We start from the raw sequence: 21,359 nt of genomic DNA on the forward strand, positions 1-21,359 counted from the left end.
GTCCGCGGGACAAAACGGTTCGCCGGTCCGGGGCGGTCCTACGGTCCGCGTATGCCCGTGCCTTCCCTGACCGCCGAGCCGTCCGCCGGAGCCCCCGGCGAGCCGTTCGCCGCGCCGCCTGCCGCGACTTCCGCGGAACGCGCCGCCGGACCCGCCGCGTCGGCGGACCCCGATCTCGGCGCCCTCACCGACGTCCGCGCCCGGATCACCGAACTGCGGCTGTCCGCCTTCGCCGGGCACCGCCGGGCCGCGTTCCCGCTCGGCGCCGTCACCCTGTTCGCCGGGCCCAGCGGTACGGGCAAGTCCACCGCCCTCGCGGCCTTCGAGGCGCTGGCCCGGCTCGGCGGCGGCGCGCGCCTGGCGGAGGTGTTCCCGGACCCGCTCGCCTGGGTGCCCGAGCGGGCGCGCCCGGACCGCGAGGGCAGGCGCGGCTTCCGCATCGGCTGTACGGCGGACGGGGTCGCCGGGCCGGTGCTGCTCGACGTCGCGGTCCAGGCCGAGCCGCAGCTCAGGATCGTGGGGGAGCGGCTGACGGCGCGCGGGGTGGTCCTGCTGGAGACCGCGCTGCGCGATCCGGCGCGCCGGGCCGTGCAGGCCGCCTGGCACACGGCGGGCGCCGCCCCGGTGACCCGCGCCCCGCTCCCCGACGACCGCCTGGGCACCCCGCTGCTGCCCCTGCGCGTGGCCGGGGCGACCGACGGGCAGCGCCGGGTGCTGGCGGCGGCAGAGCAGATGGTCGTCGCGCTGCGCTCGGTCTTCCCCTGCGATCCGCGCCCCGAGTTCATGCGCGTACCCGTCCCCAGCGGGTCGGGACATCTGCTGCCGGGCTGCGACAACCTGGCCGACGTCGTCGCCCGCACCCGCACCGAATGCGGGCGGCGGCACGCCCTGCTGGTCGAGACGGTGCGCGCGGGCTGCGCGGGCCCGGTCGCCGACCTGCTGGCCGAACGGCTTGCGGACGGCACGGTGCGGGCGCTGCTCGACCGGGGTGACGGCCACCGCACCGACCTGGCCCGCCTCGGCGAGGGCGAGCTGCGCTACATCGCCCTCGCCCTCGTGCTGATGACCGGTCCCGGCGTGCTGGACGTGGACGCGCCGGGGGAGGTGCCCGACGCGCTGCGCACCCTCACCGTGCTGGCCGACGGCTTCGACCGCTGCCTCGATCCCGGCCGGCGCCGCGAACTCCTCGCCCTCGCGGCCCGGATGGGCGAGCGGGGCCACGTCCGCTGCGTGGGGGCGGTGAACGACGCGACCTGGGCCTCGGGGACGCCGGGCGTCACGGTGGTACACCTGGGGGCGTGACCGAACGCCCCGATCTCCCCGGACTCCAGCGCAGGCTGGCCGAGTTCGCCGCCGCGCGCGACTGGCAGCCGTACCACACCCCCAAGAACCTCGTCTCCGCGCTCAGCGTCGAGGCGTCCGAACTGCTGGAGATCTTCCAGTGGCTGACGCCCGAGGAGTCGTCCCGGGTGATGGCGGACCCGGACACCGCGCACCGTGTCACCGACGAGGTGGCCGACGTGCTCGCCTATCTCCTCCAGTTGTGCGAGGTGCTCGGCGTCGACCCGCTGACGGCGCTCGCGGCCAAGATCGAGCGGAACGAGAAGCGGTTTCCGGTGGGAGGCGACGGAGGGGTCGCCTGAGGTGGGCGGGGGAGGGGCGGCGTCCCTCAATAACCGGACTATCAGACTCCGTTGTCACTCTATGGAGTCAATCTCCCTGCCGATTCCGAATTGTTGTCCACAGATTTCCGCCTTCCTCTGGCTTTTCGCACCAAGCACCCTCACTCTGGGTAGTGAACAGAAAGAGTGCGGACAGGTGTACGGCAACTTCGGCGAACCGGGGGCAGCGGATGGATGCGGTGCGGCTCATCGAGACGAGCAGGCGTGCCCTGGCGGAGGAGGCCGAGGCGCCCGAGGGCATGGTGGAGGTGTGGCAGGCACAGGCCCTGGCCCAGGCGATAGGCAGCCGCCTCGCGGTCTCCGGTCCGCCGGAGCTGCGCGGGGAGGCGCTGGGGCTCACCGAGCTGGCGGGCCGGGGCTGCGGCGTCCTGGACCCTCCCGAGCTGGAGCTGGGCGACCTGCGCGCCGCCCAGCTCACCGAACTCGCCGACGCCCGCCAGACCCTGCTGTGCCTGTGCGGACTCCTCGGCGAGGTGGGCATCGCCCTGGTCGGCATGGCCAGCGCGGCGGCGGACGAGACGACGTACTGGCAGTGCATGGAGGCCATCGACGCCGCCGACGAGTCCCGCGACCGAGTTCTGGAGATGCTGCGCAAGCTCGCGGCACGGGAGGAGATGGTGCATGACAGAGAGGCGGGCTGAGCGGGGTTGCCGCTGGTAGGGCGCGCGGGTGTTGCAGGATGGATGTATGGACCTTCGAATCTTCACCGAGCCCCAGCAGGGGGCCACCTACGACACCTTGCTGACCGTGGCGAAGGCCACCGAGGACCTCGGTTTCGACGCCTTCTTCCGCTCCGACCACTACCTCCGCATGGGCAACGTCAGCGGTCTGCCCGGCCCCACCGACGCCTGGATCACCCTGGCGGGCCTCGCTCGCGAGACCCGGCGCATCCGCCTCGGCACGCTCATGACGGCCGGCACCTTCCGGCTGCCCGGCGTGCTCGCCATCCAGGTCGCCCAGGTGGACCAGATGTCCGACGGCCGTGTCGAACTCGGCCTGGGTGCGGGCTGGTTCGAGGACGAGCACAAGGCGTACGGCATCCCGTTCCCCAAGGACAAGTTCGCCCGCCTGGAGGAGCAGCTCGAGATCGTCACCGGGCTGTGGGCGACCGAGGCCGGCAAGACGTACGACTTCCACGGGAAGTACTACGACCTCACCGAGTCGCCCGCGCTGCCCAAGCCCGCCCAGTCCAAGGTGCCGGTGATCATCGGCGGCCACGGCGCGAAGCGCACCCCGCGCCTCGCGGCACGCTTCGCGGACGAGTTCAACATCCCCTTCGCCTCCGTCGAGGACTCCGCCCGCCAGTTCGGCCGGGTCCGCGCCGCCGTCGAGGAGGAGGGGCGCGCGCCCGACTCGCTCGTCTACTCCAACGCGCTCGTGGTGTGCGTCGGCCGTGACGACCAGGAGGTCGCCCGCCGCGCCGCCGCCATCGGCCGCGAGCCCGAGGAGCTGAAGGCCAACGGCCTGGCGGGCACCCCGGCCGAGGTCGTCGAGAAGATCGGCCGCTACGCCGAGACCGGCTCCGAGCGGATCTACCTCCAGCTCCTGGACCTGACCGACCTCGACCAGTTGGAGCTGATCTCCGCCGAGGTCATGCCCCAGCTCTCGTAGAGCGGTCCCCGAGGTCGGCTGTGACGGTCCTGTGACCGGAACTGTGGCTTCCATCACGGCCCCTGGCGGGCCGTGATGGTCGTCTCGGGCGATGGAAGCGTTGCGCTCGCTCGTCTTCGTCATGATGCTGTTCCCGGCCGCCATCGGGGCCCTCGTCTGGCCTGTCGTCCTGCTCGGCAAGATCGTCTCGGTCGCGCTCCCGGGACGCCGCCCCGACTGGCGGTACGGCCTGCTGCGCTGGGGAGCCTGGATGGCGGGGGCGGCGGCGCTGATCCTCTACTTCCTCGGTGCCGGAAGCGTCGCGATCTCCGTGAACGAGTCGTCCCACGGCGCGGACTCCACTCCCGCCCAGGAGTGCCGGGACGACTACTCGATGGACCGGCTGAGGGGCCAGCGGGGCTCCTACCTCCCCCTCGGCTTCGACTGCGTCCTCGACGACGGCAGCACCGGCCCGAGCACGAACGCCTACTTCTGGCTCAACACCTCCGTCGCCGTCTCCGCGCTGACCGCCTTCGGCCTGGTGATCACCATGGGCGGGATCAGTGAACACAGAGCCCGTATCGCTCTGCGAAAACCACTGGTCACCACGGTGGACGATCCACCAGACTCGGACAGGTGTTCCTGACGATCTCCACGCGCGGCACCGCCGCCACCCCGGCCACCGACCTCGGGTATCTGCTGCACAAGCACCCCGATCACGCCCAGACGTTCGCCACGTCCCACGGCACGGCGCACGTCTTCTACCCCCAGGCGGACGCCGAGCGCTGCACGGCGGCGCTGCTGCTGGAGATCGATCCCGTCGCGCTGGTCCGCAAGGGCAAGGGGAAGGGCCGGGGCGGCGCGCCCGACACCGCGCTCGCGCAGTACGTCAACGACCGCCCCTACGCGGCCTCCTCGCTCCTCGCGGTCGCGCTCAGCTCGGTCTTCTCCAGCGCCATGCGCGGCGTCTGCAAGGCCCGCCCGGAGCGCGCCGCCGCCCCGCTGCCGCTGCGCGTCGAGGTGCCAGCGCTGCCCGCCCGGGGCGGCCCGGAGCTGGTACGGCGCCTCTTCGAGCCGCTCGGCTGGACCGTGGGCGTCGAACCCGTCGCGCTGGACACCCGCTTCCCGGAGTGGGGCGACTCGCGCTACGTCCGGCTGGTCCTGGAGTCCGACACCCTCACCCTGGCCGAGGCGCTGCGCCATCTGTACGTCCTGCTCCCGGTCCTCGACGACGCCAAGCACTACTGGGCCTCCGCCGACGAGGTGGACAAGCTGCTGCGCGCCGGTGAGGGCTGGCTGCCGGATCACCCCGAGCAGAAGCTCATCACCAGCCGCTACCTCTCCCGCCGCTGGTCCCTGACCCGCCAGGCGATGGAGCGACTGGAGCTGGCCCGCCTCGCCGAGGCCGACGACAGCGAGGTCGAGGACATCGACAACGCGGTGGCACAGGAGACGCCGGAGACGGAGGAGACCGGGGCCGCGGACGGCACCGGTGCCGAAGCGGGCACTCCCGCCGCCGAAGCCGCCCGGACCACCGACGCTCCCCGGACCGCCGAAGGCACCGCCTCCGACGCCAAGCCCCTCCCGCTCGCCGTCCATCGCCGCGAGGCGATCCTCGCCGCCCTCCACGACTCCGGCGCCGCCCGCGTCCTCGACCTCGGCTGCGGCGAGGGCACCCTGCTGCGCGCGCTGCTCCAGGACCCCCGGTTCACCGAGATCGTCGGCATGGACGTCTCCGCCCGCGCCCTCGCCATCGCCGCGCGCAGGCTGAAACTGGACCGCATGGGCGAGCGCCAGGCGTCCCGGATCAGCCTGCTCCAGGGCTCGCTGGCCTACACCGACAAGCGGCTCGCGGGGTACGACGCCGCCGTGCTCAGCGAGGTGATCGAACACCTCGACCTGCCCCGGCTGCCCGCGCTGGAGTACGCGGTCTTCGGCGCCGCCCGGCCGCGCACGGTGGTCGTGACGACCCCGAACGTCGAGTACAACGTCCGCTGGGAGTCGTTGCCCGCCGGACACGTCCGGCACGGCGACCACCGCTTCGAGTGGACCCGCGCCGAGTTCCGTTCCTGGGCGGAAGCCACCGCCCAACGGCACGACTACGCCGTCGAGTTCCGTGCCGTCGGACCCGACGACCCCGAGGTGGGGCCGCCCACCCAGATGGCCGTGTTCCACCGGCACACCACCCCGCAGGAAGAGAAGAAGGAGGCGAAGGCGGCATGACCGAGAACAGCGAGGGGCGCGTGCTGCCCGTCACCGACCTCTCCCTGGTGGTGCTCGTGGGCGCCTCCGGCTCCGGCAAGTCCACCTTCGCCCGGCGGCACTTCAAGCCCACCGAGGTGATCTCCTCCGACTTCTGCCGGGGTCTGGTCTCCGACGACGAGAACGACCAGAGCGCCACCCGTGACGCCTTCGACGTCCTGCACTACATAGCGGGCAAGCGGCTCGCGGCAGGACGCCGCACCGTCGTCGACGCCACCAGCGTGCAGCAGGACGCCCGCCGTCAACTGATCGACCTGGCCAGGCAGTACGACGTGCTGCCCATCGCCATCGTGCTCGACGTACCGGAGGAGGTGTGCGCCGAGCGCAACGCGGCCCGGCCCGACCGCGCCGACATGCCCCGCCGGGTCGTCCAGCGACACACCCGTGAACTCCGACGCTCCCTGCGGCACTTGGAGCGCGAGGGCTTCCGCAAGGTGCATGTGCTGCGTGGCGTGCAGGAGGTCGAGCACGCCACCGTCGTCACCGAGAAGCGCTTCAACGACCTGCGCCACCTCACCGGCCCGTTCGACATCATCGGCGACATCCACGGCTGCTCGTCCGAACTGGAGTCGCTGCTGGCCAAGTTGGGCTACGAGGACGGCGTGCACCCCGAGGGCCGTACCGCCGTGTTCGTCGGCGACCTGGTCGACCGGGGGCCCGACTCCCCGGGCGTGCTGCGCCGGGTCATGGGCATGGTCCGCGGCGGCAGCGCGCTGTGCGTGCCGGGCAACCACGAGAACAAGTACGGCCGTCACCTCAGGGGCCGCAAGGTCCAGCACACCCACGGCCTCGCCGAGACCATCGCCCAGATGGAGGGCGAGAGCGAGGAGTTCAAGGACGAGGTGCGCCGCTTCCTGGACGGACTGGTCAGCCACTACGTCCTCGACGGCGGCCGGCTGGTCGTCTGCCACGCGGGCCTGCCGGAGAAGTACCACGGCCGCACCTCGGGCCGCGTCCGCTCGCACGCCCTGTACGGCGACACCACCGGCGAGACCGACGAGTTCGGCCTGCCCGTGCGCTACCCCTGGGCCGAGGACTACCGGGGCCGCGCCGCCGTGGTATACGGCCACACCCCGGTCCCCGAGGCCACCTGGCTCAACAACACCCTCTGCCTGGACACCGGCGCCGTCTTCGGCGGCAAGCTCACCGCGCTGCGCTGGCCGGAGCGCGAGGTGGTGGACGTGCCCGCCGAGCGGGTCTGGTACGAGCCGGCCAAGCCGCTGCGCACCGAGGCGCCCGGCGGCCGCGACGGCCGTCCGCTGGACCTCGCCGACGTGCGCGGACGCGGTGGCGTGGAGACGCGCCACCTGGGCCGGGTCGCCGTCCGCGAGGAGAACGCGGCCGCCGCCCTGGAGGTGATGAGCCGCTTCGCGGTCGACCCGCGCCTGCTGCCGTACCTCCCGCCCACCATGGCCCCGACCCCGACCTCGCGGGAGGAGGGGTACCTGGAGCACCCGGTGGAGGCGTTCGCGCAGTACGCGCGGGACGGTGTCGCGCGGGTGGTGTGCGAGGAGAAGCACATGGGCTCGCGGGCGGTCGCCCTGGTCTGCCGGGACGCGGCGGCCGCGCGCGAGCGGTTCGGCGTCGAGGACGGCCGCACGGGCTCGCTGTACACCCGCACCGGGCGCCCCTTCTTCGACGACGGGAAGGTGACCGAGGAGATCCTCGGCCGGGTCCGCTCGGCGGTCACGGAGGCGGGTCTGTGGGACGAACTCGCCACCGACTGGCTTCTGCTGGACGCCGAGCTGATGCCGTGGTCGCTGAAGGCGGGCGGGCTGCTGCGCCGCCAGTACGCGGCCGTGGGCGCCGCCTCCGGTGCGGTCTTCCCGGACGCGCTCGCCGCCCTGGAGTCCGCCGCCGCGCGCGGTGCCGACGTGGCGGACCTGCTCGGCCGGCAGCGCGAACGCGCCGTGGACGCCGCCGCGTTCACCGACGCCTACCGCCGCTACTGCTGGACCACCGACGGTCTTGAGGGCGTCCGCCTGGCGCCCTTCCAGGTGCTCGCGGCGCAGGGCCGCAGCCTCGCCGGACTCCCGCACGACGAGCAACTGGCCCTCCTCGACCGGCTGGTGGAGCACGACTCGTCCGGGCTTCTCCAGACCACCCGGCGCCTCTACGTCGACACCGGCGACCCGGAGTCGGTGCGCGCGGGCGTCGACTGGTGGCTGGAGATGACCGGGCGGGGCGGTGAGGGCATGGTCGTCAAGCCGCTCGGCGCCCTGGTCCGTGACGACAAGGGCCGCCTGGTGCAGCCCGGCGTGAAGTGCCGGGGCCGGGAGTACCTGCGGATCATCTACGGCCCCGAGTACACCCGCCCGGACAACCTCGACCGCCTCCGGCAGCGCTTCCTGAACCACAAGCGCTCCCTCGCGGTCCGCGAGTACGCCCTCGGCCTGGAGGCCCTGGACCGCCTCGCCGACGGCGAGCCGCTGTGGCGGGTGCACGAGGCGGTCTTCGGGGTGCTCGCGCTGGAGTCGGAACCGGTGGACCCGCGCCTGTGACCGACCGGTCCCCTGGCGCGGGCCCGCCGACCGGGCGGTCTACCCGTGCCAGGGCCCGGTCACCGCGAACGTGGTGCCGGGCGTGTAGCAGTTGACGTACATCGTGCCCCCGTCGGGGGAGAAGGTGACGCCCGCGAACTCGCCCCACTCCGGCTTCTCCGGCGTGCCGATGTTCTGCCTGCCCCGGGCCATCGCGTAGACCTCGCCGCCCCGGGTGACGCCGAAGACGTGCTGGGCGCCGTTGCCGTCCTCGCACACCATCAGGCCGCCGCTCGGGGCGAGGCAGATGTTGTCCGGGGACTCGCCGGGCAACTGCACGTCCGTGTCCGGGCCGAAGACGATCACCAGGGTGAGGCGGCGCCGGTGCGGGTCGTAGCGCCAGATCTGGCCGAAGTGGTCGGCGGCGGAGCCCTCCGCGCTGTGGGCGAAGGACGACACGAAGTAGACGCAGGTGCCGCCCCAGTAGCAGCCCTCCAGCTTCTGGGCGTGGGTGATGCCGCCGGAGCCGTAGTCCTGGAGGCGGGTCGGGGTGGCGGCGGCCAGCGGGTCGGGGACGTCCACCCACTCGATGCCGTCGAAGCTCGCCCCCGTCTCCCGCACGGCCGACAGATCGGGCACCCCGGGCACCCGCATCGCCTGGAGCCGGCCGCCCGCGCGCAGCGAGCCCACCCCGCCGAGCGGCTTGTGCGGCAGGAAGCGGTAGAAGAGGCCGAAGGGCTTGAGGAAGGCGTCCTCGGTCTCGTAGACGACGCCGGAGCGCGGGTCGACCGCGATCGCCTCGTGCTGGAAGCGGCCCATCGCGGTCAGCGGGACGGCGCCGGTGCGGTGCGGGTCGGTGGGGTGGACCTCGAAGATGAAGCCGTGGTCCTTGGTGTGGCCGTTGTCGCCTGCCCGGTCCTCGGTCTCCTCGCAGGTCAGCCAGGTGCCCCAGGGGGTGCGGCCGCCCGCGCAGTTCACGGCCGTACCGGCGATGGCCACCCGCTCCGACAGCACCCGGTTGCGTGAGTCCAGCTCCAGGGCCGTACAGCCGCCGTGGCCCTCCGGGTCGTAGGTGAGCCCCTCGACGGCCGGCACCCGGATCTCCGCGGTCGGGCGGTTCTCGTGGTTGCGCACGAGGTGGGTACGGCCGCCCCGGCCGGAGAAGGCGGCCATGCCGTCGTGGTGGGAGGGCACCGGGCCCTCGCCGGAGCGCAGCGGGGCACCCTCACGGGAGAGCACCTGGTAGCGGAAGCCCTTCGGCAGGTCGAGCAGGCCGTCGGGGTCGGGGACGAGCGGACCGTAACCGGTACGGCCCAGCGAGCGCGCGGCGGCGGTGCCCGCGAAGAGTTCGGAGAGAGCGCCGGTGAAGACGATGCCCGCCCCCACCGCGCTCGCGGAGGCCAGGACCTGACGTCGTGATGCGGACATGCGGGAGCAACCTTCCTGCTGGCGGACAGGAACACGTGCGTTCCGCTGTGTGTACCACCCGTCACGGATCACGGGAACCACGCGTGCGCCACCTGTCACTCTCCGAGCACACGCCACGCGGGCTCCGCCGGCTCCCGTCGCCCGGCGCGACCCACGGTGAAAACCGGGGCACGCAAACGGTCGGGAAGCGCGTGAACCCGGTCGCGGACGGCCAGGATGAAGGCATGGCATTCCACGTCGATTCCGAGGCCGGACGGCTGCGCCGGGTGATCCTCCACCGCCCCGACCTCGAACTGAAACGGCTCACCCCGAGCAACAAGGACGCCCTGCTCTTCGACGACGTGCTGTGGGTGCGCCGGGCGCGCGCCGAGCACGACGGGTTCGCCGACGTGCTGCGCGACCGCGGGGTGGAGGTCCATCTCTTCGGCGACCTGCTCACCGAGACCCTCGCGGTCCCCGAGGCACGCGCCCTGGTCCTGGACCGGGTCTTCGACGAGAAGGAGTACGGCCCGCTCGCCACCGACCACCTGCGCGCCGCCTTCGACCGGATGGCCCCGGACGCGCTGGCCGAGGCGCTGGTCGGCGGCATGACCAAGCGCGAGTTCCTGGACGCGTACCCGGAGCCCACCTCGGTCCGCTTCCATGTCATGGACCTGGACGACTTCCTGCTGGGCCCGCTGCCCAACCACCTCTTCACCCGAGACACCTCGGCGTGGATCTACGACGGTGTGTCCATCAACGCCATGCGCTGGCCCGCCCGGCAGCGCGAGACCGTGCACTTCGAGGCGATCTACCGGCACCATCCGCTCTTCCGCGACGAGACCTTCCATGTCTGGTCGCGCGGCCAGGCGGACTACCCCTCCACCATCGAGGGCGGCGACGTGCTGGTGATCGGCAACGGCGCGGTCCTCATCGGCATGAGCGAGCGCACCACACCGCAGGCCGTGGAGATGCTCGCGCACAAGCTGTTCGCGGCGGGCTCCGCGCGCACCATCGTGGCGCTCGACATGCCCAAGCGGCGCGCCTTCATGCACCTCGACACCGTGATGACCATGGTCGACGGCGACACCTTCACCCAGTACGCCGGGCTCGGCATGTTGCGCTCGTACACGATCGAGCCGGGCGTGGGCGACAAGGAACTGAAGGTCACCGACCACCCGCCGGAGCACATGCACCGGGCCATCGCCGCCGCCCTCGGGCTCGGGGAGATCCGCGTGCTCACCGCCACCCAGGACGTGCACGCCGCCGAGCGCGAGCAGTGGGACGACGGCTGCAACGTGCTCGCCGTCGAACCCGGCGTCGTCGTCGCCTACGAGCGCAACGCCACCACCAACACGCATCTGCGCAAGCAGGGCATCGAGGTCATCGAGATCCCGGGCAGCGAACTGGGCCGGGGCAGAGGCGGGCCGCGCTGCATGAGCTGTCCGGTGGAGCGCGAGGCGGTGTGAGGCGGGGCCGCGTCGGCGGAGCACTGTGAGACTCCGCATAATCATGCTGCGAAATGAATAGCCATGCTGAGCTTCGGATAGAATCACCGCAGCCCCCGTACCCGGACCCCTGGAGCGCCCCATGGCGACAGTCCCGACCGCCCTCGCCGGCCGCCACTTCCTCAAGGAGATCGACTTCTCCGCCGAGGAGTTCCGCGGTCTGGTCGAGCTGGCCGCGGAACTGAAGGCCGCCAAGCGCGCCGGGACCGAGACGCGGCATCTGACCGGCAAGAACGTCGCGCTGATCTTCGAGAAGACCTCCACGCGCACCCGCTGCGCGTTCGAGGTCGCCGCCGCCGACCAGGGCGCCCACACCACCTACCTCGACCCGGCCGGCTCCCAGATCGGGCACAAGGAGTCCGTCAAGGACACCGCCCGGGTGCTCGGCCGGATGTACGACGCCATCGAGTACCGGGGCCACGGTCAGGGCGTCGTCGAGGAGCTGGCCGCGCACGCGGGCGTCCCCGTCTACAACGGGCTGACCGACGAGTGGCACCCCACCCAGATGCTCGCCGACGTGCTCACCATGACCGAGCACAGCGACAAGCCCCTGGACGGGATCGCCTTCGCCTACCTCGGCGACGCCCGCTACAACATGGGCAACTCCTACCTGGTCACCGGCGCCCTGCTCGGCATGGACGTGCGGATCGTCGCCCCCCGGCTGCTGTGGCCGGACGAGACCATCGTCGCCCTGGCCCGGCAGCTCGCCGAAGCCTCCGGCGCCCGCGTCACCCTCACCGAGGACGTGAAGGAGGGCGTGCGCGGCGCCGACTTCGTCGCCACCGACGTCTGGGTGTCCATGGGGGAGCCCAAGGAGGTCTGGGACGAGCGGATCGCGCTGCTCGGCCCGTACGCCGTCACCATGGACGTGCTGCGCGCCACCGGCAACCCGGACGTGAAGTTCCTGCACTGCCTGCCCGCCTTCCACGACCTCGGCACCACCGTCGGCCGCGAGATCCACGAACGGCACGGACTGACCGAGCTGGAAGTCAGCGACGAGGTCTTCGAGTCGGCGCACTCGGTGGTCTTCGACGAGGCCGAGAACCGTATGCACACGATCAAGGCGGTGCTGGTGGCGACGCTCGGCGATATCTCACAAACCCTTGCCTGACCCGCCTCACCTGGCCTTATCCTGACCGACGGCCTGGCCCCACCCCCGCCGCGCCGACGCAGCGGCCTCACCCGGGCCGTCCGCACCACCCAGAAACGAGCACCACCCCTATGCCCGCTCCCCGCATCAAGTCCCCGCAGCTGCTCGTCGCCGAATCCGGCGCCGACCGCGAGGGCCACGGTCTGAAGCGCACCATGGGCCTCTTCCAGCTCATCTGCTTCGGCGTCGGCGCCATCGTCGGTACCGGCATATTCGTCGGCCTCTCCTCCTCCGTCGCGCAGGCCGGTCCCGCCGTCGTCGTCTCGTACATCCTCGCCGCGATCACCTGCGTGTTCACCGCCTTCTCCTTCGCGGAGCTGGGCGGCGCCATCCCGGTCTCCGGCTCCTCGTACTCCTTCGCCTACGCCGGTCTCGGCGAGACCACCGCCTTCCTGGTCGGCTGGTGCCTGCTCCTGGAGTACGGCATCTCCATCTCGGCCGTCGCGGTCGGCTGGAGCGAGTACGTCAACGAACTCCTGCACAGCCTCACCGGCTGGCAGATCCCGGCTGCGCTCTCCGCCGGACCCGGCGACGGCGGCATCGTGAACCTGCCCGCCGTCATCGTCATCGCCATGGCCTCCGTGCTGCTGGTGCGCGGCGTGCGCGAGAGCGCGCGGGCCACCGCCGCCATGGCCGCGGTCAAGCTGATCATCCTGCTCGCGTTCTGCGCCATCGGCTACAGCGCCTTCAAGCACGGCAACCTCACGCCGTTCTCCCCGGCCGGCCTCGGCGGCATCGGCGCGGGCACCACCGCCGCGTTCTTCTCCTACATCGGCTTCGACGCGATCACCACCGCCGGTGAGGAGGCCAAGAACCCGCGCCGGGACATCCCCGTGGCGATCCTCGTCTGCATGGGTCTGGTCACGCTGCTGTACTGCGCGGTCGCGCTCGCCGCGATCGGCGCCATCGGCGGCAAGGAGGTCGGCAGCCGCTCCGCCGCGCTGTCCTACGTCGTCAACGAGGTCACCGGCTCCGCCATCGGCGGCGGCGTCATCGCCTTCGGCGCGGTCGTCGCCATCGCCTCCGTGGTCCTCGCCGTGATGTACGGCCAGACCCGCATCCTGCTGTCGATGTCCCGCGACGGTCTGGTCCCGCGCGTCTTCGAGAAGGTCTCCCCGAAGACCTCCACGCCGGTCGCGGGCACGCTGATCGTCGCCGTCGTCTTCGCGATCCCGGCTGCCTTCGCCTCGCTGGACGCCACGGTGAACCTGTGCACCATCGGCACGCTGGCCATCATGGCCGTCGTCAACATCGCGGTGATCGCCCTGCGCCGCCGCCAGCCGGACCTCAAGCGCGGTTTCCGGGTGCCGCTGTACCCGGTCGCCCCGCTGCTGGGCGTCGCCTTCTGCCTGTACCTGATGTACGAGACGGGCTGGCGGACCTGGGTGCAGTTCGCGGTGTTCCTGGCGGTCGGCCTGGGCGTCTACTTCGCCTACGGGCGCCGGCACTCGCTGATGGCCAAGGGCGCGGGCGCCGAGACCATCGAGGTCACGCAGAGCGCCGCTGAGCGGGAACCACAGGCAGTCTGAACCAGACCGCCTTGCCCGACGAGGTGGGGCGGTGACCGCAGGACGAACTGAGGGCGCGGATCAGCAACAGGCCGCGCCCTCCCTCCTGCCAGGGGTCGGGCTCCTCGATCACGGGACGCGTCAGATGGCCCGGCGGCGCCGGGTCCGGGTCGTGCACCTCGACCTGGCAGCCGCTCGGCCGCAACTCCACGACCAGCTCGATCGGGCCGCTGCCCGCGGTGTGCTCCACCGCGTTGGCGACCAGCTCGGCCGTGAGCAGCTCCGCGGTGTCGCGGTCGGCCGTGTGCTCCACCCCGGCCAGCGCCGACCGCACCAGCGCGCGTGCCACCGGCACCGCCGCGGCGGTGTGCGGCAGCGCGATGCGCCAGGAGGCCGATTCGGCGGGGCGTTCGTGCAAGGCGAGTAGTCCGTTCATGGAGCAGGCTGTCCTGCTTTCGACTGTAGGAAATGGTACGGGCCCGCCCTCACGGACGGTCGGCCGCCGCCGGACGGTCCCCGAGGGCCCCGCCACGCCGCTGCCTACCCGCCCGGGAAACCCGCCGCACCCGCCCGTGCCAGCCGTTACGGCGTTGTCGAACCCCGGTGACACGTGTGACGAGACCGGGTTCGAGGGACGAGCCGGCCGCACACACGTGACGACATTCACAAACGATCCCGGGGCGGGCGAGGTCACTTCCGTACACGCGCGCGCACGAGGCGTGCGCGCGGTCACTCCACGCGGACGAGGGTTCACCCCCCCCCCCGCGGACCACCGACGGCTCACACTCCGGCGAACTCGGCTCCCGCGTCGCGCAGCCGCCCGTGCAGGGCGCGGAAGACCTCCGCCGAGGCGATGCCGGGCCAGTCGGCGGGCAGCAGCCGGGCCGGCAGCCCCGGGTCGGCGTAGGGGAGGTGCCGGAAGGAGTCCAGGGCGAGCAGATAGTCGCGGTAGGCGTCCTCGGGCGGGGTGTCCGTACGCTGCCGCCAGGCCCGCAGCACGGGCGCATGGGCGTCCAGGAACCGCTCGTGCTCCTTGGCGATCGCCGCGAGGTCCCACCAGCGGCCGACGGCCTCGGCGGTCGGCGCGAAGCCGAGGTGGTCCCCCCGGAACAGGTCGACGTACGGGTCCAGACCCAGACGGCTCAGCACGTGCCGGGTCTCCTCGTACAGCCGTGCCGGGGCCACCCACACCCCGGGCGCCGCCGTGCCGAAGCCGAGGGCGGCCAGCCGCGAGCGCAGCACGTGCCGCTTCTGCCGCTCCGACTCGGGCACGGAGAACACCGCGAGCACCCAGCCCGCGTCGTCGCCGGGCCCGGCGGCGCGGGAACGGCTGTCGCTGTCCTGGAGCAACCGGCGTGCCTCGGCGGAGAGTTCGTACCCGGCCGAACCCTCGGCCGTACGGGCGGGCAGCAGCAGGCCGCGGCGCTTGAGACGGGACACCGAGGAGCGCACCGACGGGGCGTCGACGCCGACCGCGGCCAGCAGCCGGATCAGTTCCGCGACGGGCATCGGACCCGGCAGAAAGCGGCCGTACGCGCCGTAGAGCGTGACGATGAGAGACCTGGGGGCGTGCTGCTCGGACACGTTGATCATTTTAGATCTTCGGCATCGGTGCTGGTCACCACCGGTGTGGCGGGCGGCTGGTACGCCCGGCCCAGTGACGCGCCACCGCTCGGGTGATGATCGCGCCCGGTCCCGGGGGCGCCCCGCGCCAGGGGGCAGACCCCCTCCAGGAACCATCCCCTGGACCCTTGGCAACCCGACCGGGAGGCACCCCCATGCTCGTACGCCCCGCCCTCGCCGCCGTCCTCGGCGCCGCCGCGCTGCTGTGCGCCGTCGCCGCACCGGCCGCCGTCGCCGCCCCGTCCGAGAGCGTCACCGTCGACCCGGTCGCCGCGATCGACGAGGACGGCACCGTGACCCTCTCCGGCACCTACCGGTGTCTGTCCGCCACCGGCTCCGCCTTCGTCAGCTCCTCCATCGACCAGGACGACTCCCGCGTCAGGTACGGCATCGGCGGCACCCGTGCCACGTGCGACGGCGCGTTGCACCACTGGACCAACTCCGGCCAGGTCCCGGACGACGCGCTGCGCGCCGGTCCGGCCCACGTGGAGGCGACGGTGACCGAGCTGCACCCCGCCGGCATCGCCTTCCTGCCGGTGTTCCACGCGACGGGCGAACGGGACGTGACGGTGGTCGAGGACTGACCGCGCGCCGTGGCCGGCCCGGTGACGCCGGGCCGGCGCGTGTCCCGGCTACGCGGGCGGCATCTTCCCGGTCAGGGCACGCCACTTCCGCCGTTCGGTCTCCAACTCCTCGCGGGCGTCGTGGAGATGAGGGTTGGCCTCGTTGCGTTTCCGCACCCTGGCAAGCCGCTCGCGCGCCCGTTCCCGGGCGGCGGTGTCCGCGCGGACGCGGTCGAGTTCGGCTTCGGTCTCCTTGAGGCGCTCGGGGAGACGGGCGCGGAAGGTGTTCTCCTGCGCGGCGGCGTTCTGGACGCCGTCCGCGAAGTCCCGCACCCGCTTCTCGGTGAAGCGCGGCTGTTCCGTGTCGTCCGGATCGGCGCCGAGGCGGGGGTAGTCGACCCGGACGCGCTGTTTGTCCGCCCGGACGAGATACAGGTGGTAGCTCTCCTCGCCCCGGTCGAGCTCCACGCCGAGCCCGGCGAGTGGCAGCGTGTGCCGTACGCCGCTCGCGTCCTTCGCCACCACGACGTGCTCGTACAGGGCCACTTCGCCGAGGCCGGCCAGCCGCTTGCCGGTTCCGGGATTGTTCAGCGTGGCGATGAGCCGCTCCCGGGTCCGCACCTCGTTCTTGTACCGCCGCTCCTGCTCGGCCAGTTCGGACCGGGCCGCCGACTCGTCCGCGCGGGCCGCCCCTTCCAGACCGCGCACCTTCGACCGTGCCTCGGCGAGTTCACGCCGCTCGGCGGCGAACCGCGCCGCCAGGGCGAAGGCCCAGCCCCCGGGGAACAGGTACCGCCGCCACCCGGCGTACGCCCCGCCCGCGACGACCGCGATCACGGCCGGCCATATCGCCCCCATACCGCCCCCTGTATCCGGTCGCAGTACCGCCCGCAGGGGTTCTGCTCGCCACCGAGGCGGACCAAACGGGCCGAAGAAAAGGGTAGTTGGAACGGGCGGGCAGATCCGGGGGTCGCGGCGAACCGGCGCTCGCGATCTGTTGCGAACATGCCAACAGGGCTACGGTTTACCCGCGTCCACCAGCCCTCCCCCCCCACGAGGAGTCGATGTGCCGTGCCCGTCCTGAGACGCACCCTCACCCGAGTCCTGGCCGCCACGTTCCCCGCGCTGGCGACCGCCACGCTCCTCCAGGCCCCCGCCCACGCCGTCGTCGTACCGGAGCACGCGGTCATCACGTGCCAGAGCGCCAGCTTCTACGCCAACTACGACAGCGCGTCCGGCCCCGTCGGTCTCGTCCGCACCCTCTCCTACGGCGACAAGGTCGGCCACACCCCCGGCGCCCACCCCGTCTACAACGGCTGGGCCGCCACCTTCGACTTCGGCCCCAACGACTGGGGCTACGTGCGCATCGAATGCATCGGCGGATACGGCTCGTGGTGAGCCGGAACCAGGGAGGAACCAGCATGTCCGCACGCCGTCGCGCCGCCGCCCTCACGGCGGGCGCCGCCACCGCCCTGCTCCTCGCCACCGTCCCCGCCGTCGCCGCCAACGGCTCCGTCGGCACCCGCGAAACGGTCTGCGCCCAGGACCTGTTCGTCCGCACCGAGCCCGGCGGCGCCTGGATGGGCACCTTGAGCAAGGGCCAGACCTTCCTGGTGGAGAGCGAGCAGTCGGGGTGGGCGTACGGGTTCGCCTACGGCGACATCAACCGGCACGGGTGGGTGCAGGACGGCTGGTTCTGCTGACCCGGCTCGGATGCGACGGGGCGCACGGTGACCGGCGAGGGCCGAGAGGCGCTCGCCCTCACCTCGCGCCCCTTTTCCTCCCTCCCGGACCGTTGCTAGCCTCCCGGCACGGCAAACACGACCGGCGGGCAGACGGGGGCGTCATGGACGTACGGCTGGACGCGGAGGGTCCCGAAGCCGCGGACCTGCTCCGTTCCTTGCGCGAGTGGCTGAGCGACGACCCGTCGCTGCGGGGCCGGCTCGGGCTGCGCGAGCGGCCGCCGGACCCGGGGACCCTCGGGCCGGTCCTGGAGGCGGTCGTCGTGGCGCTCGGCCCCGGCGGCGCGGCGACCGCGCTGGCCACCGGGGTCATCGCGTGGCTGCGCAGCCGGCGCGGCGAGGTGCGGATGAAGGTCACCCTGGAGAACGGCCGCTCGCTGGAGCTGACGGCCAAGCGCGTGGCCGCCCTGGACGCCGCCGCGCTGCGGCAGCAGGCCGCCGATCTCGCCGCCCTGCTGAGCGGGGACGGGACCGCCGTGCTCGACGGGGACGACCCGGGCGGCGACGCGGCGCTCGGCTCGGACCGCCGGAGCGGCGACGCGGCGCTGGGCTCGGACCGACCGGGCGGGAGCGCGGGCCGCGAGTTGCCCTGAGTGATCCGACGGGTCCCGGCATCCCGTTCCCGCCCTTCGCGACCGCCGGGCACGACGCCCCGACCCCGCCCGCCGTGCCGTGCGTGGCCCCCACACATCGCGCCCCACGCACCGCCCTGTTCCGGGGGCGGGAGACACCGCCCCGCCTGGCACACTGATGCCCATGTCTCAAGGCATCAGGGTCGGGCTGCTCGGAGCAGCCGCCATCGCGCCGAGCGCACTGATCAAGCCCGCACGGCTGACCCCGCGCGTCACGGTGACCGCGGTCGCCGCCCGCGACCGCGGACGCGCCGAGAAGTTCGCCCGCAGCCACGGCATCCCCGTCGTGCACACCGGCTACGAAGCGCTCCTTGCCGACCCCGAAGTGGACGCCGTCTACGTGCCGTTGCCCAACGGGCTGCACGCGGAGTGGACAATCAAGGCCCTGCGCGCCGGCAAGCACGTCCTGTGCGAGAAGCCCCTGACCGCCAACCGTGCCGAGGCGGAGCGCGTCGCGGCCGCCGCCGAGGAGGCGTACGCGCGCAGCGGCCTGGTGGTGATGGAAGCCTTCCACTACCGTCACCACCCGCTCGCCGCGCGTATGCGGCAGATCGTGGAAAGCGGTGAACTCGGCGAGCTGCGGCACGTCGAGGCCCAAGTGTGCTTCCCCCTGCCCCGGTTCGGCGACATCCGCTACGACTACGCACTGGCGGGCGGCGCCACCATGGACGCCGGCTGCTACGCGGTCCACGTCGCCCGCCTCCTCGGCGCAGACACCCCGGCCGTCACGGCCGCCCGGATGCTGACCCTGCGCAAGGACCGGCGCGTCGACCGTGCCATGAGCGCGGACCTCGCCTTTCCGGGCGGCGCGACCGGCCGGGTGCGGACGTCCATGTGGTCGCGCCGTCTGCTGTCGATCCGGGCGCGCGCCATCGGCTCGGCCGGCGAACTGCACGTCACCAACTTCGTGATGCCGCAGCTCTACCACCGACTCACCCTCCGCACACCGCGCTCCGAGGGCCACCGCGTGGTCCGCCGCGAGCGTCTGCGACCCAACCCCTCCAGCTACGCCTGCCAGTTGGAGGCGTTCGCCTCCGCGGTGCTGGACGACGGCCCGGTCCTCACCTCACCCACCGACGCCGTGACGAACATGGGCGTCCTGGACGAGATCTACCGGTCCGCCGGGCTTCCGCTCCGGGGCGAGCCACAGGACCTATAGGGGAACCGGCGGGTGTGCGCCCTGCCGGTCACCAGGTCCGTGGGTCCCCTCCCTCGCGCCGCCCACGGTGGTCAGCGGGCCGCGACCGGGAAGAGCATGCAGCTGCTGGTGGCATGGGCCAGGAGCCGGTCGTCGGAGTCGCGGAGCTCTGCCTGGGCGAGGGCGGTGCGGCGGCCGCTGTTGAGGAGGGTGCCTATGGCGCGGACCTTGCCGGTGTCGACGGTGATCGGGCGCAGGAACTTCAAGGTCAGGTCGATCGAGGTGTACCCCATGCCCTGAGGCAGCACGGACTGCACCGCGCAGCCCGCCGCCGAGTCGAGCAGCGTGGCGTAGACGCCGCCGTGGACGCTGCCGATCGGGTTGTAGTGCTCCTCGCCCGGCATCAGGACGAAGACAGCCCGGCCGTGCTCGGCCTCCTCCAGAAAGAAGCCCAGGGCGGCGGCGATCGGCGGGGCGGGCAGGCGTCCGGCCAGGATCTCGCGGAGGAAACCGAGGCCGCTGTGGCGAGGGACGGCGTCGGCGGAAATGGCAGGGTCTTCCCAGTCGAACACGCGTGATCTGTGCACGGCCGCGCCTGCCCGGTCGGTCGCGTCGGGACTCGGGGACTTCTTCGATGCTTCGGACATGCGGGAGCTCCTGGAGGGCGTGAGTCGTCGGTGTGGCGTGCCGGGGGCGATGGCAGGGGGCGGGTGGGCCCACTGCCGCGGCGGAATCGTCCTGTCGGGTGGTTCAGCCGCCGCCGTGGTCAGGGGCTGTCCGGGCCGACGCGGATGAGACCCGGGCCGGCGTCGACGAACGAGTCCCCGGACGGCACGTCGTGGCCGTCGTCGCAGCGGAGCACCGCGTGCACCGGGGCGCCGCAGTTCTCGTGGCGCACGACCACGGGGGGCCCTTGTTCATCCGTGGCCCAGGTGTCGCCCCACTGCCGCAGCGCCATGATGACGGTCCGGAAGTCCCGTCCCTTCGGAGTCAGTTGATAGGCGTACCGGGTCCGCTGGCCGGGCTCCTGGTAGGGGACGCGTTCCAGGAGACCGGCGGCGGTCAGTTCCTTCAGGCGTGCGGCGGCGGCTGGTTCGCCGATGCCCACGCGCTTGGCGAAGTCGTCGAACCGGCGCGTGCCGAGGAACGCCTCGCGCATGATCAGCAGCGCCGTCCTGTTGCCGACGATCTCCAGAGTCCTGGCGACGGAGCAGTTGGCCATGGACCAGGCGTCCCGCTCCTCCAGCAGATCCTTCATCTCTCCACCCTTCGCCTGGCTTGCCTCAGGCTAAGCCAGCCTATATCGTCGTAGCTGACTTACGCAATCAAAAGTCAGCTGTATTGTGCGCACCACGAGGGAGCAGTCATGGACATCAGCACAGCGACCGTCCTGGTCACCGGAGCCAACCGCGGACTCGGCAGGGCGCTCGCCCAGGAGCTTCTCGCGCGTGGCGCCACGGTGTACGGGGCGGCCCGCCGACCGGACCAGATCGATCTGCCCGGCGTGAAGGCGATACAGCTCGACATCACCGACCCCGCCTCCGTCGCCGCGGCCGCCGAGGAGGCCCGTGACATCTCCGTCCTGATCAACAACGCGGGCAGTTCCACGGGCGCCGATCTGCTGACCGGCGACTGGGACGCCATCCGCCTGGAGATGGAGACCCACTATCTGGGCACCCTCGGCATGATCCGGGCCTTCGCTCCCGTGATCGAGTCCCAGGGCGGGGGCGCCGTCCTGAACATCCTGTCCGCGCTGTCGTGGATCACCTTTCCCGGCGTCGGAGCCTACGCCGCCGCCAAGTCCGCGGAGTGGAGCCTGACCAACTCGCTTCGCCAGCAGCTCGCGCCCCGGGGCATCACCGTGTCCGGACTCCACGTCGGCTACATGGACACCGACATGGCCCGTCACGTCGACGAGCCCAAGACCGACCCGGCGGCCGCCGCCCGCGTCGCCGTCGACGGCATCGCCTCCGGGGCTGCCGAGATCGTCGTCGACGACCGCAGCCGCCAGATACGGGCCGGCCTCTCCGGCGGCGTCGCCGCCCTTTACCCGCAGTTCGGCTGAGACGGGGAC

At 72.4% G+C, this 21,359-nt stretch carries 22 protein-coding genes; 16 read left to right on the forward strand and 6 right to left on the reverse strand.

Annotated elements, in window-relative coordinates; translation table 11 throughout:
• Positions 1–51: 51 nt before the first annotated feature.
• From ACWEEU_RS21270 to ACWEEU_RS21300, 7 genes are all read left to right on the forward strand, one after another.
• Complete coding sequence (locus tag ACWEEU_RS21270) at positions 52–1,302, forward strand: ATP-binding protein (protein ID WP_451734233.1); 1,251 nt, start codon at positions 52–54, stop codon at positions 1,300–1,302.
• A complete protein-coding gene (locus tag ACWEEU_RS21275; protein WP_385745972.1) occupies positions 1,299–1,643 on the forward strand; it encodes a nucleotide pyrophosphohydrolase in 345 nt (114 codons plus the stop codon). The genes ACWEEU_RS21270 and ACWEEU_RS21275 overlap by 4 nt, the downstream gene beginning before the upstream one ends.
• Positions 1,644–1,852: 209 nt before the next feature.
• The gene (locus ACWEEU_RS21280) at positions 1,853–2,323 is read left to right on the forward strand and encodes a DUF6099 family protein (RefSeq protein ID WP_385745973.1); all 471 of its coding nucleotides are present in this window, start codon (positions 1,853–1,855) and stop codon (positions 2,321–2,323) included.
• Positions 2,324–2,369: 46 nt separating this feature from the next.
• Positions 2,370–3,293: an LLM class F420-dependent oxidoreductase gene (locus tag ACWEEU_RS21285; RefSeq protein ID WP_385745975.1), complete on the forward strand. Its 924-nt coding sequence runs from the start codon at positions 2,370–2,372 to the stop codon at positions 3,291–3,293.
• A 91-nt stretch (positions 3,294–3,384) separates the two neighbouring features.
• Entirely contained in the window at positions 3,385–3,918 is a 534-nt protein-coding gene (locus tag ACWEEU_RS21290; RefSeq protein ID WP_385745978.1) for a hypothetical protein, read from the forward strand.
• Positions 3,909–5,495 (forward strand): 3' terminal RNA ribose 2'-O-methyltransferase Hen1, encoded by a 1,587-nt coding sequence (locus tag ACWEEU_RS21295; RefSeq protein ID WP_451734236.1) that lies wholly within the window; start codon positions 3,909–3,911, stop codon positions 5,493–5,495. Before ACWEEU_RS21290 ends, ACWEEU_RS21295 begins: the two co-directional genes overlap by 10 nt.
• Positions 5,492–8,035, forward strand: a complete 2,544-nt coding sequence (locus ACWEEU_RS21300) for a polynucleotide kinase-phosphatase (RefSeq protein ID WP_451734238.1) — start codon at positions 5,492–5,494, stop codon at positions 8,033–8,035. Before ACWEEU_RS21295 ends, ACWEEU_RS21300 begins: the two co-directional genes overlap by 4 nt.
• A 39-nt stretch (positions 8,036–8,074) precedes the next feature.
• Here the strand turns inward: ACWEEU_RS21300 and ACWEEU_RS21305 are convergent, their stop codons facing one another.
• Positions 8,075–9,442: an alkaline phosphatase PhoX gene (locus tag ACWEEU_RS21305; RefSeq protein WP_451734240.1), complete on the reverse strand. Its 1,368-nt coding sequence runs from the start codon at positions 9,440–9,442 to the stop codon at positions 8,075–8,077.
• 224 nt (positions 9,443–9,666) lie between these two features.
• Between ACWEEU_RS21305 and ACWEEU_RS21310 the strand changes: the two genes are divergently transcribed.
• The 3 genes from ACWEEU_RS21310 to ACWEEU_RS21320 all read left to right on the forward strand — a co-directional run bounded on the left by ACWEEU_RS21310 (position 9,667) and on the right by ACWEEU_RS21320 (position 13,608).
• Positions 9,667–10,890, forward strand: a complete 1,224-nt coding sequence (locus ACWEEU_RS21310; RefSeq protein WP_385745985.1) for an arginine deiminase — start codon at positions 9,667–9,669, stop codon at positions 10,888–10,890.
• Positions 10,891–11,011: 121 nt separating this feature from the next.
• Positions 11,012–12,040 carry an ornithine carbamoyltransferase gene (gene argF / locus ACWEEU_RS21315; protein WP_385745987.1) on the forward strand — a complete coding sequence of 343 codons (1,029 nt, stop codon included), beginning with the start codon at positions 11,012–11,014 and terminating at the stop codon, positions 12,038–12,040.
• 110 nt (positions 12,041–12,150) lie between these two features.
• Complete coding sequence (locus ACWEEU_RS21320) at positions 12,151–13,608, forward strand: amino acid permease (RefSeq protein ID WP_451734243.1); 1,458 nt, start codon at positions 12,151–12,153, stop codon at positions 13,606–13,608.
• Here the strand turns inward: ACWEEU_RS21320 and ACWEEU_RS21325 are convergent.
• Both ACWEEU_RS21325 and ACWEEU_RS21330 read right to left on the reverse strand, forming a co-directional pair.
• On the reverse strand, positions 13,568–14,023 hold the full coding sequence (locus tag ACWEEU_RS21325; protein ID WP_385745991.1) for an ATP-binding protein: 456 nt from the start codon (positions 14,021–14,023) through the stop codon (positions 13,568–13,570). The two genes, ACWEEU_RS21320 and ACWEEU_RS21325, sit on opposite strands and share 41 nt — an antisense overlap.
• A 344-nt stretch (positions 14,024–14,367) precedes the next feature.
• Positions 14,368–15,180, reverse strand: a complete 813-nt coding sequence (locus ACWEEU_RS21330) for a PaaX family transcriptional regulator (protein ID WP_451734245.1) — start codon at positions 15,178–15,180, stop codon at positions 14,368–14,370.
• 185 nt (positions 15,181–15,365) lie between these two features.
• Here ACWEEU_RS21330 and ACWEEU_RS21335 point away from each other — a divergent pair, with 185 nt between their 5' ends.
• Positions 15,366–15,794 carry a DUF6299 family protein gene (locus ACWEEU_RS21335; RefSeq protein WP_385745994.1) on the forward strand — a complete coding sequence of 143 codons (429 nt, stop codon included), beginning with the start codon at positions 15,366–15,368 and terminating at the stop codon, positions 15,792–15,794.
• Positions 15,795–15,842: 48 nt separating this feature from the next.
• Here ACWEEU_RS21335 and ACWEEU_RS21340 read toward each other — a convergent pair whose 3' ends face one another.
• On the reverse strand, positions 15,843–16,631 hold the full coding sequence (locus tag ACWEEU_RS21340) for a hypothetical protein (RefSeq protein WP_451734248.1): 789 nt from the start codon (positions 16,629–16,631) through the stop codon (positions 15,843–15,845).
• Positions 16,632–16,844: 213 nt separating this feature from the next.
• Between ACWEEU_RS21340 and ACWEEU_RS21345 the strand changes: the two genes are divergently transcribed.
• The 4 genes from ACWEEU_RS21345 to ACWEEU_RS21360 all read left to right on the forward strand — a co-directional run bounded on the left by ACWEEU_RS21345 (position 16,845) and on the right by ACWEEU_RS21360 (position 19,306).
• Positions 16,845–17,171, forward strand: a complete 327-nt coding sequence (locus ACWEEU_RS21345; protein WP_451734250.1) for a hypothetical protein — start codon at positions 16,845–16,847, stop codon at positions 17,169–17,171.
• 23 nt (positions 17,172–17,194) lie between these two features.
• Positions 17,195–17,476 carry a hypothetical protein gene (locus ACWEEU_RS21350; protein ID WP_451734252.1) on the forward strand — a complete coding sequence of 94 codons (282 nt, stop codon included), beginning with the start codon at positions 17,195–17,197 and terminating at the stop codon, positions 17,474–17,476.
• Between the two features lie 143 nt (positions 17,477–17,619).
• Positions 17,620–18,108: an effector-associated constant component EACC1 gene (locus ACWEEU_RS21355; protein ID WP_451734253.1), complete on the forward strand. Its 489-nt coding sequence runs from the start codon at positions 17,620–17,622 to the stop codon at positions 18,106–18,108.
• A 163-nt stretch (positions 18,109–18,271) separates the two neighbouring features.
• On the forward strand, positions 18,272–19,306 hold the full coding sequence (locus ACWEEU_RS21360; protein WP_451734254.1) for a Gfo/Idh/MocA family protein: 1,035 nt from the start codon (positions 18,272–18,274) through the stop codon (positions 19,304–19,306).
• Between the two features lie 71 nt (positions 19,307–19,377).
• Here ACWEEU_RS21360 and ACWEEU_RS21365 read toward each other — a convergent pair whose 3' ends face one another.
• Both ACWEEU_RS21365 and ACWEEU_RS21370 read right to left on the reverse strand, forming a co-directional pair.
• Complete coding sequence (locus ACWEEU_RS21365; RefSeq protein ID WP_451734299.1) at positions 19,378–19,872, reverse strand: PaaI family thioesterase; 495 nt, start codon at positions 19,870–19,872, stop codon at positions 19,378–19,380.
• 179 nt (positions 19,873–20,051) lie between these two features.
• The gene (locus ACWEEU_RS21370; protein WP_451734256.1) at positions 20,052–20,543 is read right to left on the reverse strand and encodes a winged helix-turn-helix transcriptional regulator; all 492 of its coding nucleotides are present in this window, start codon (positions 20,541–20,543) and stop codon (positions 20,052–20,054) included.
• Between the two features lie 108 nt (positions 20,544–20,651).
• On the opposite strand from ACWEEU_RS21370, the gene ACWEEU_RS21375 reads away from it, so the two are divergent.
• Positions 20,652–21,350 (forward strand): SDR family oxidoreductase, encoded by a 699-nt coding sequence (locus ACWEEU_RS21375; protein WP_385746010.1) that lies wholly within the window; start codon positions 20,652–20,654, stop codon positions 21,348–21,350.
• Positions 21,351–21,359: the final 9 nt, after the last annotated feature.

Source organism: Streptomyces sp. NPDC005004 (genome assembly GCF_053600675.1).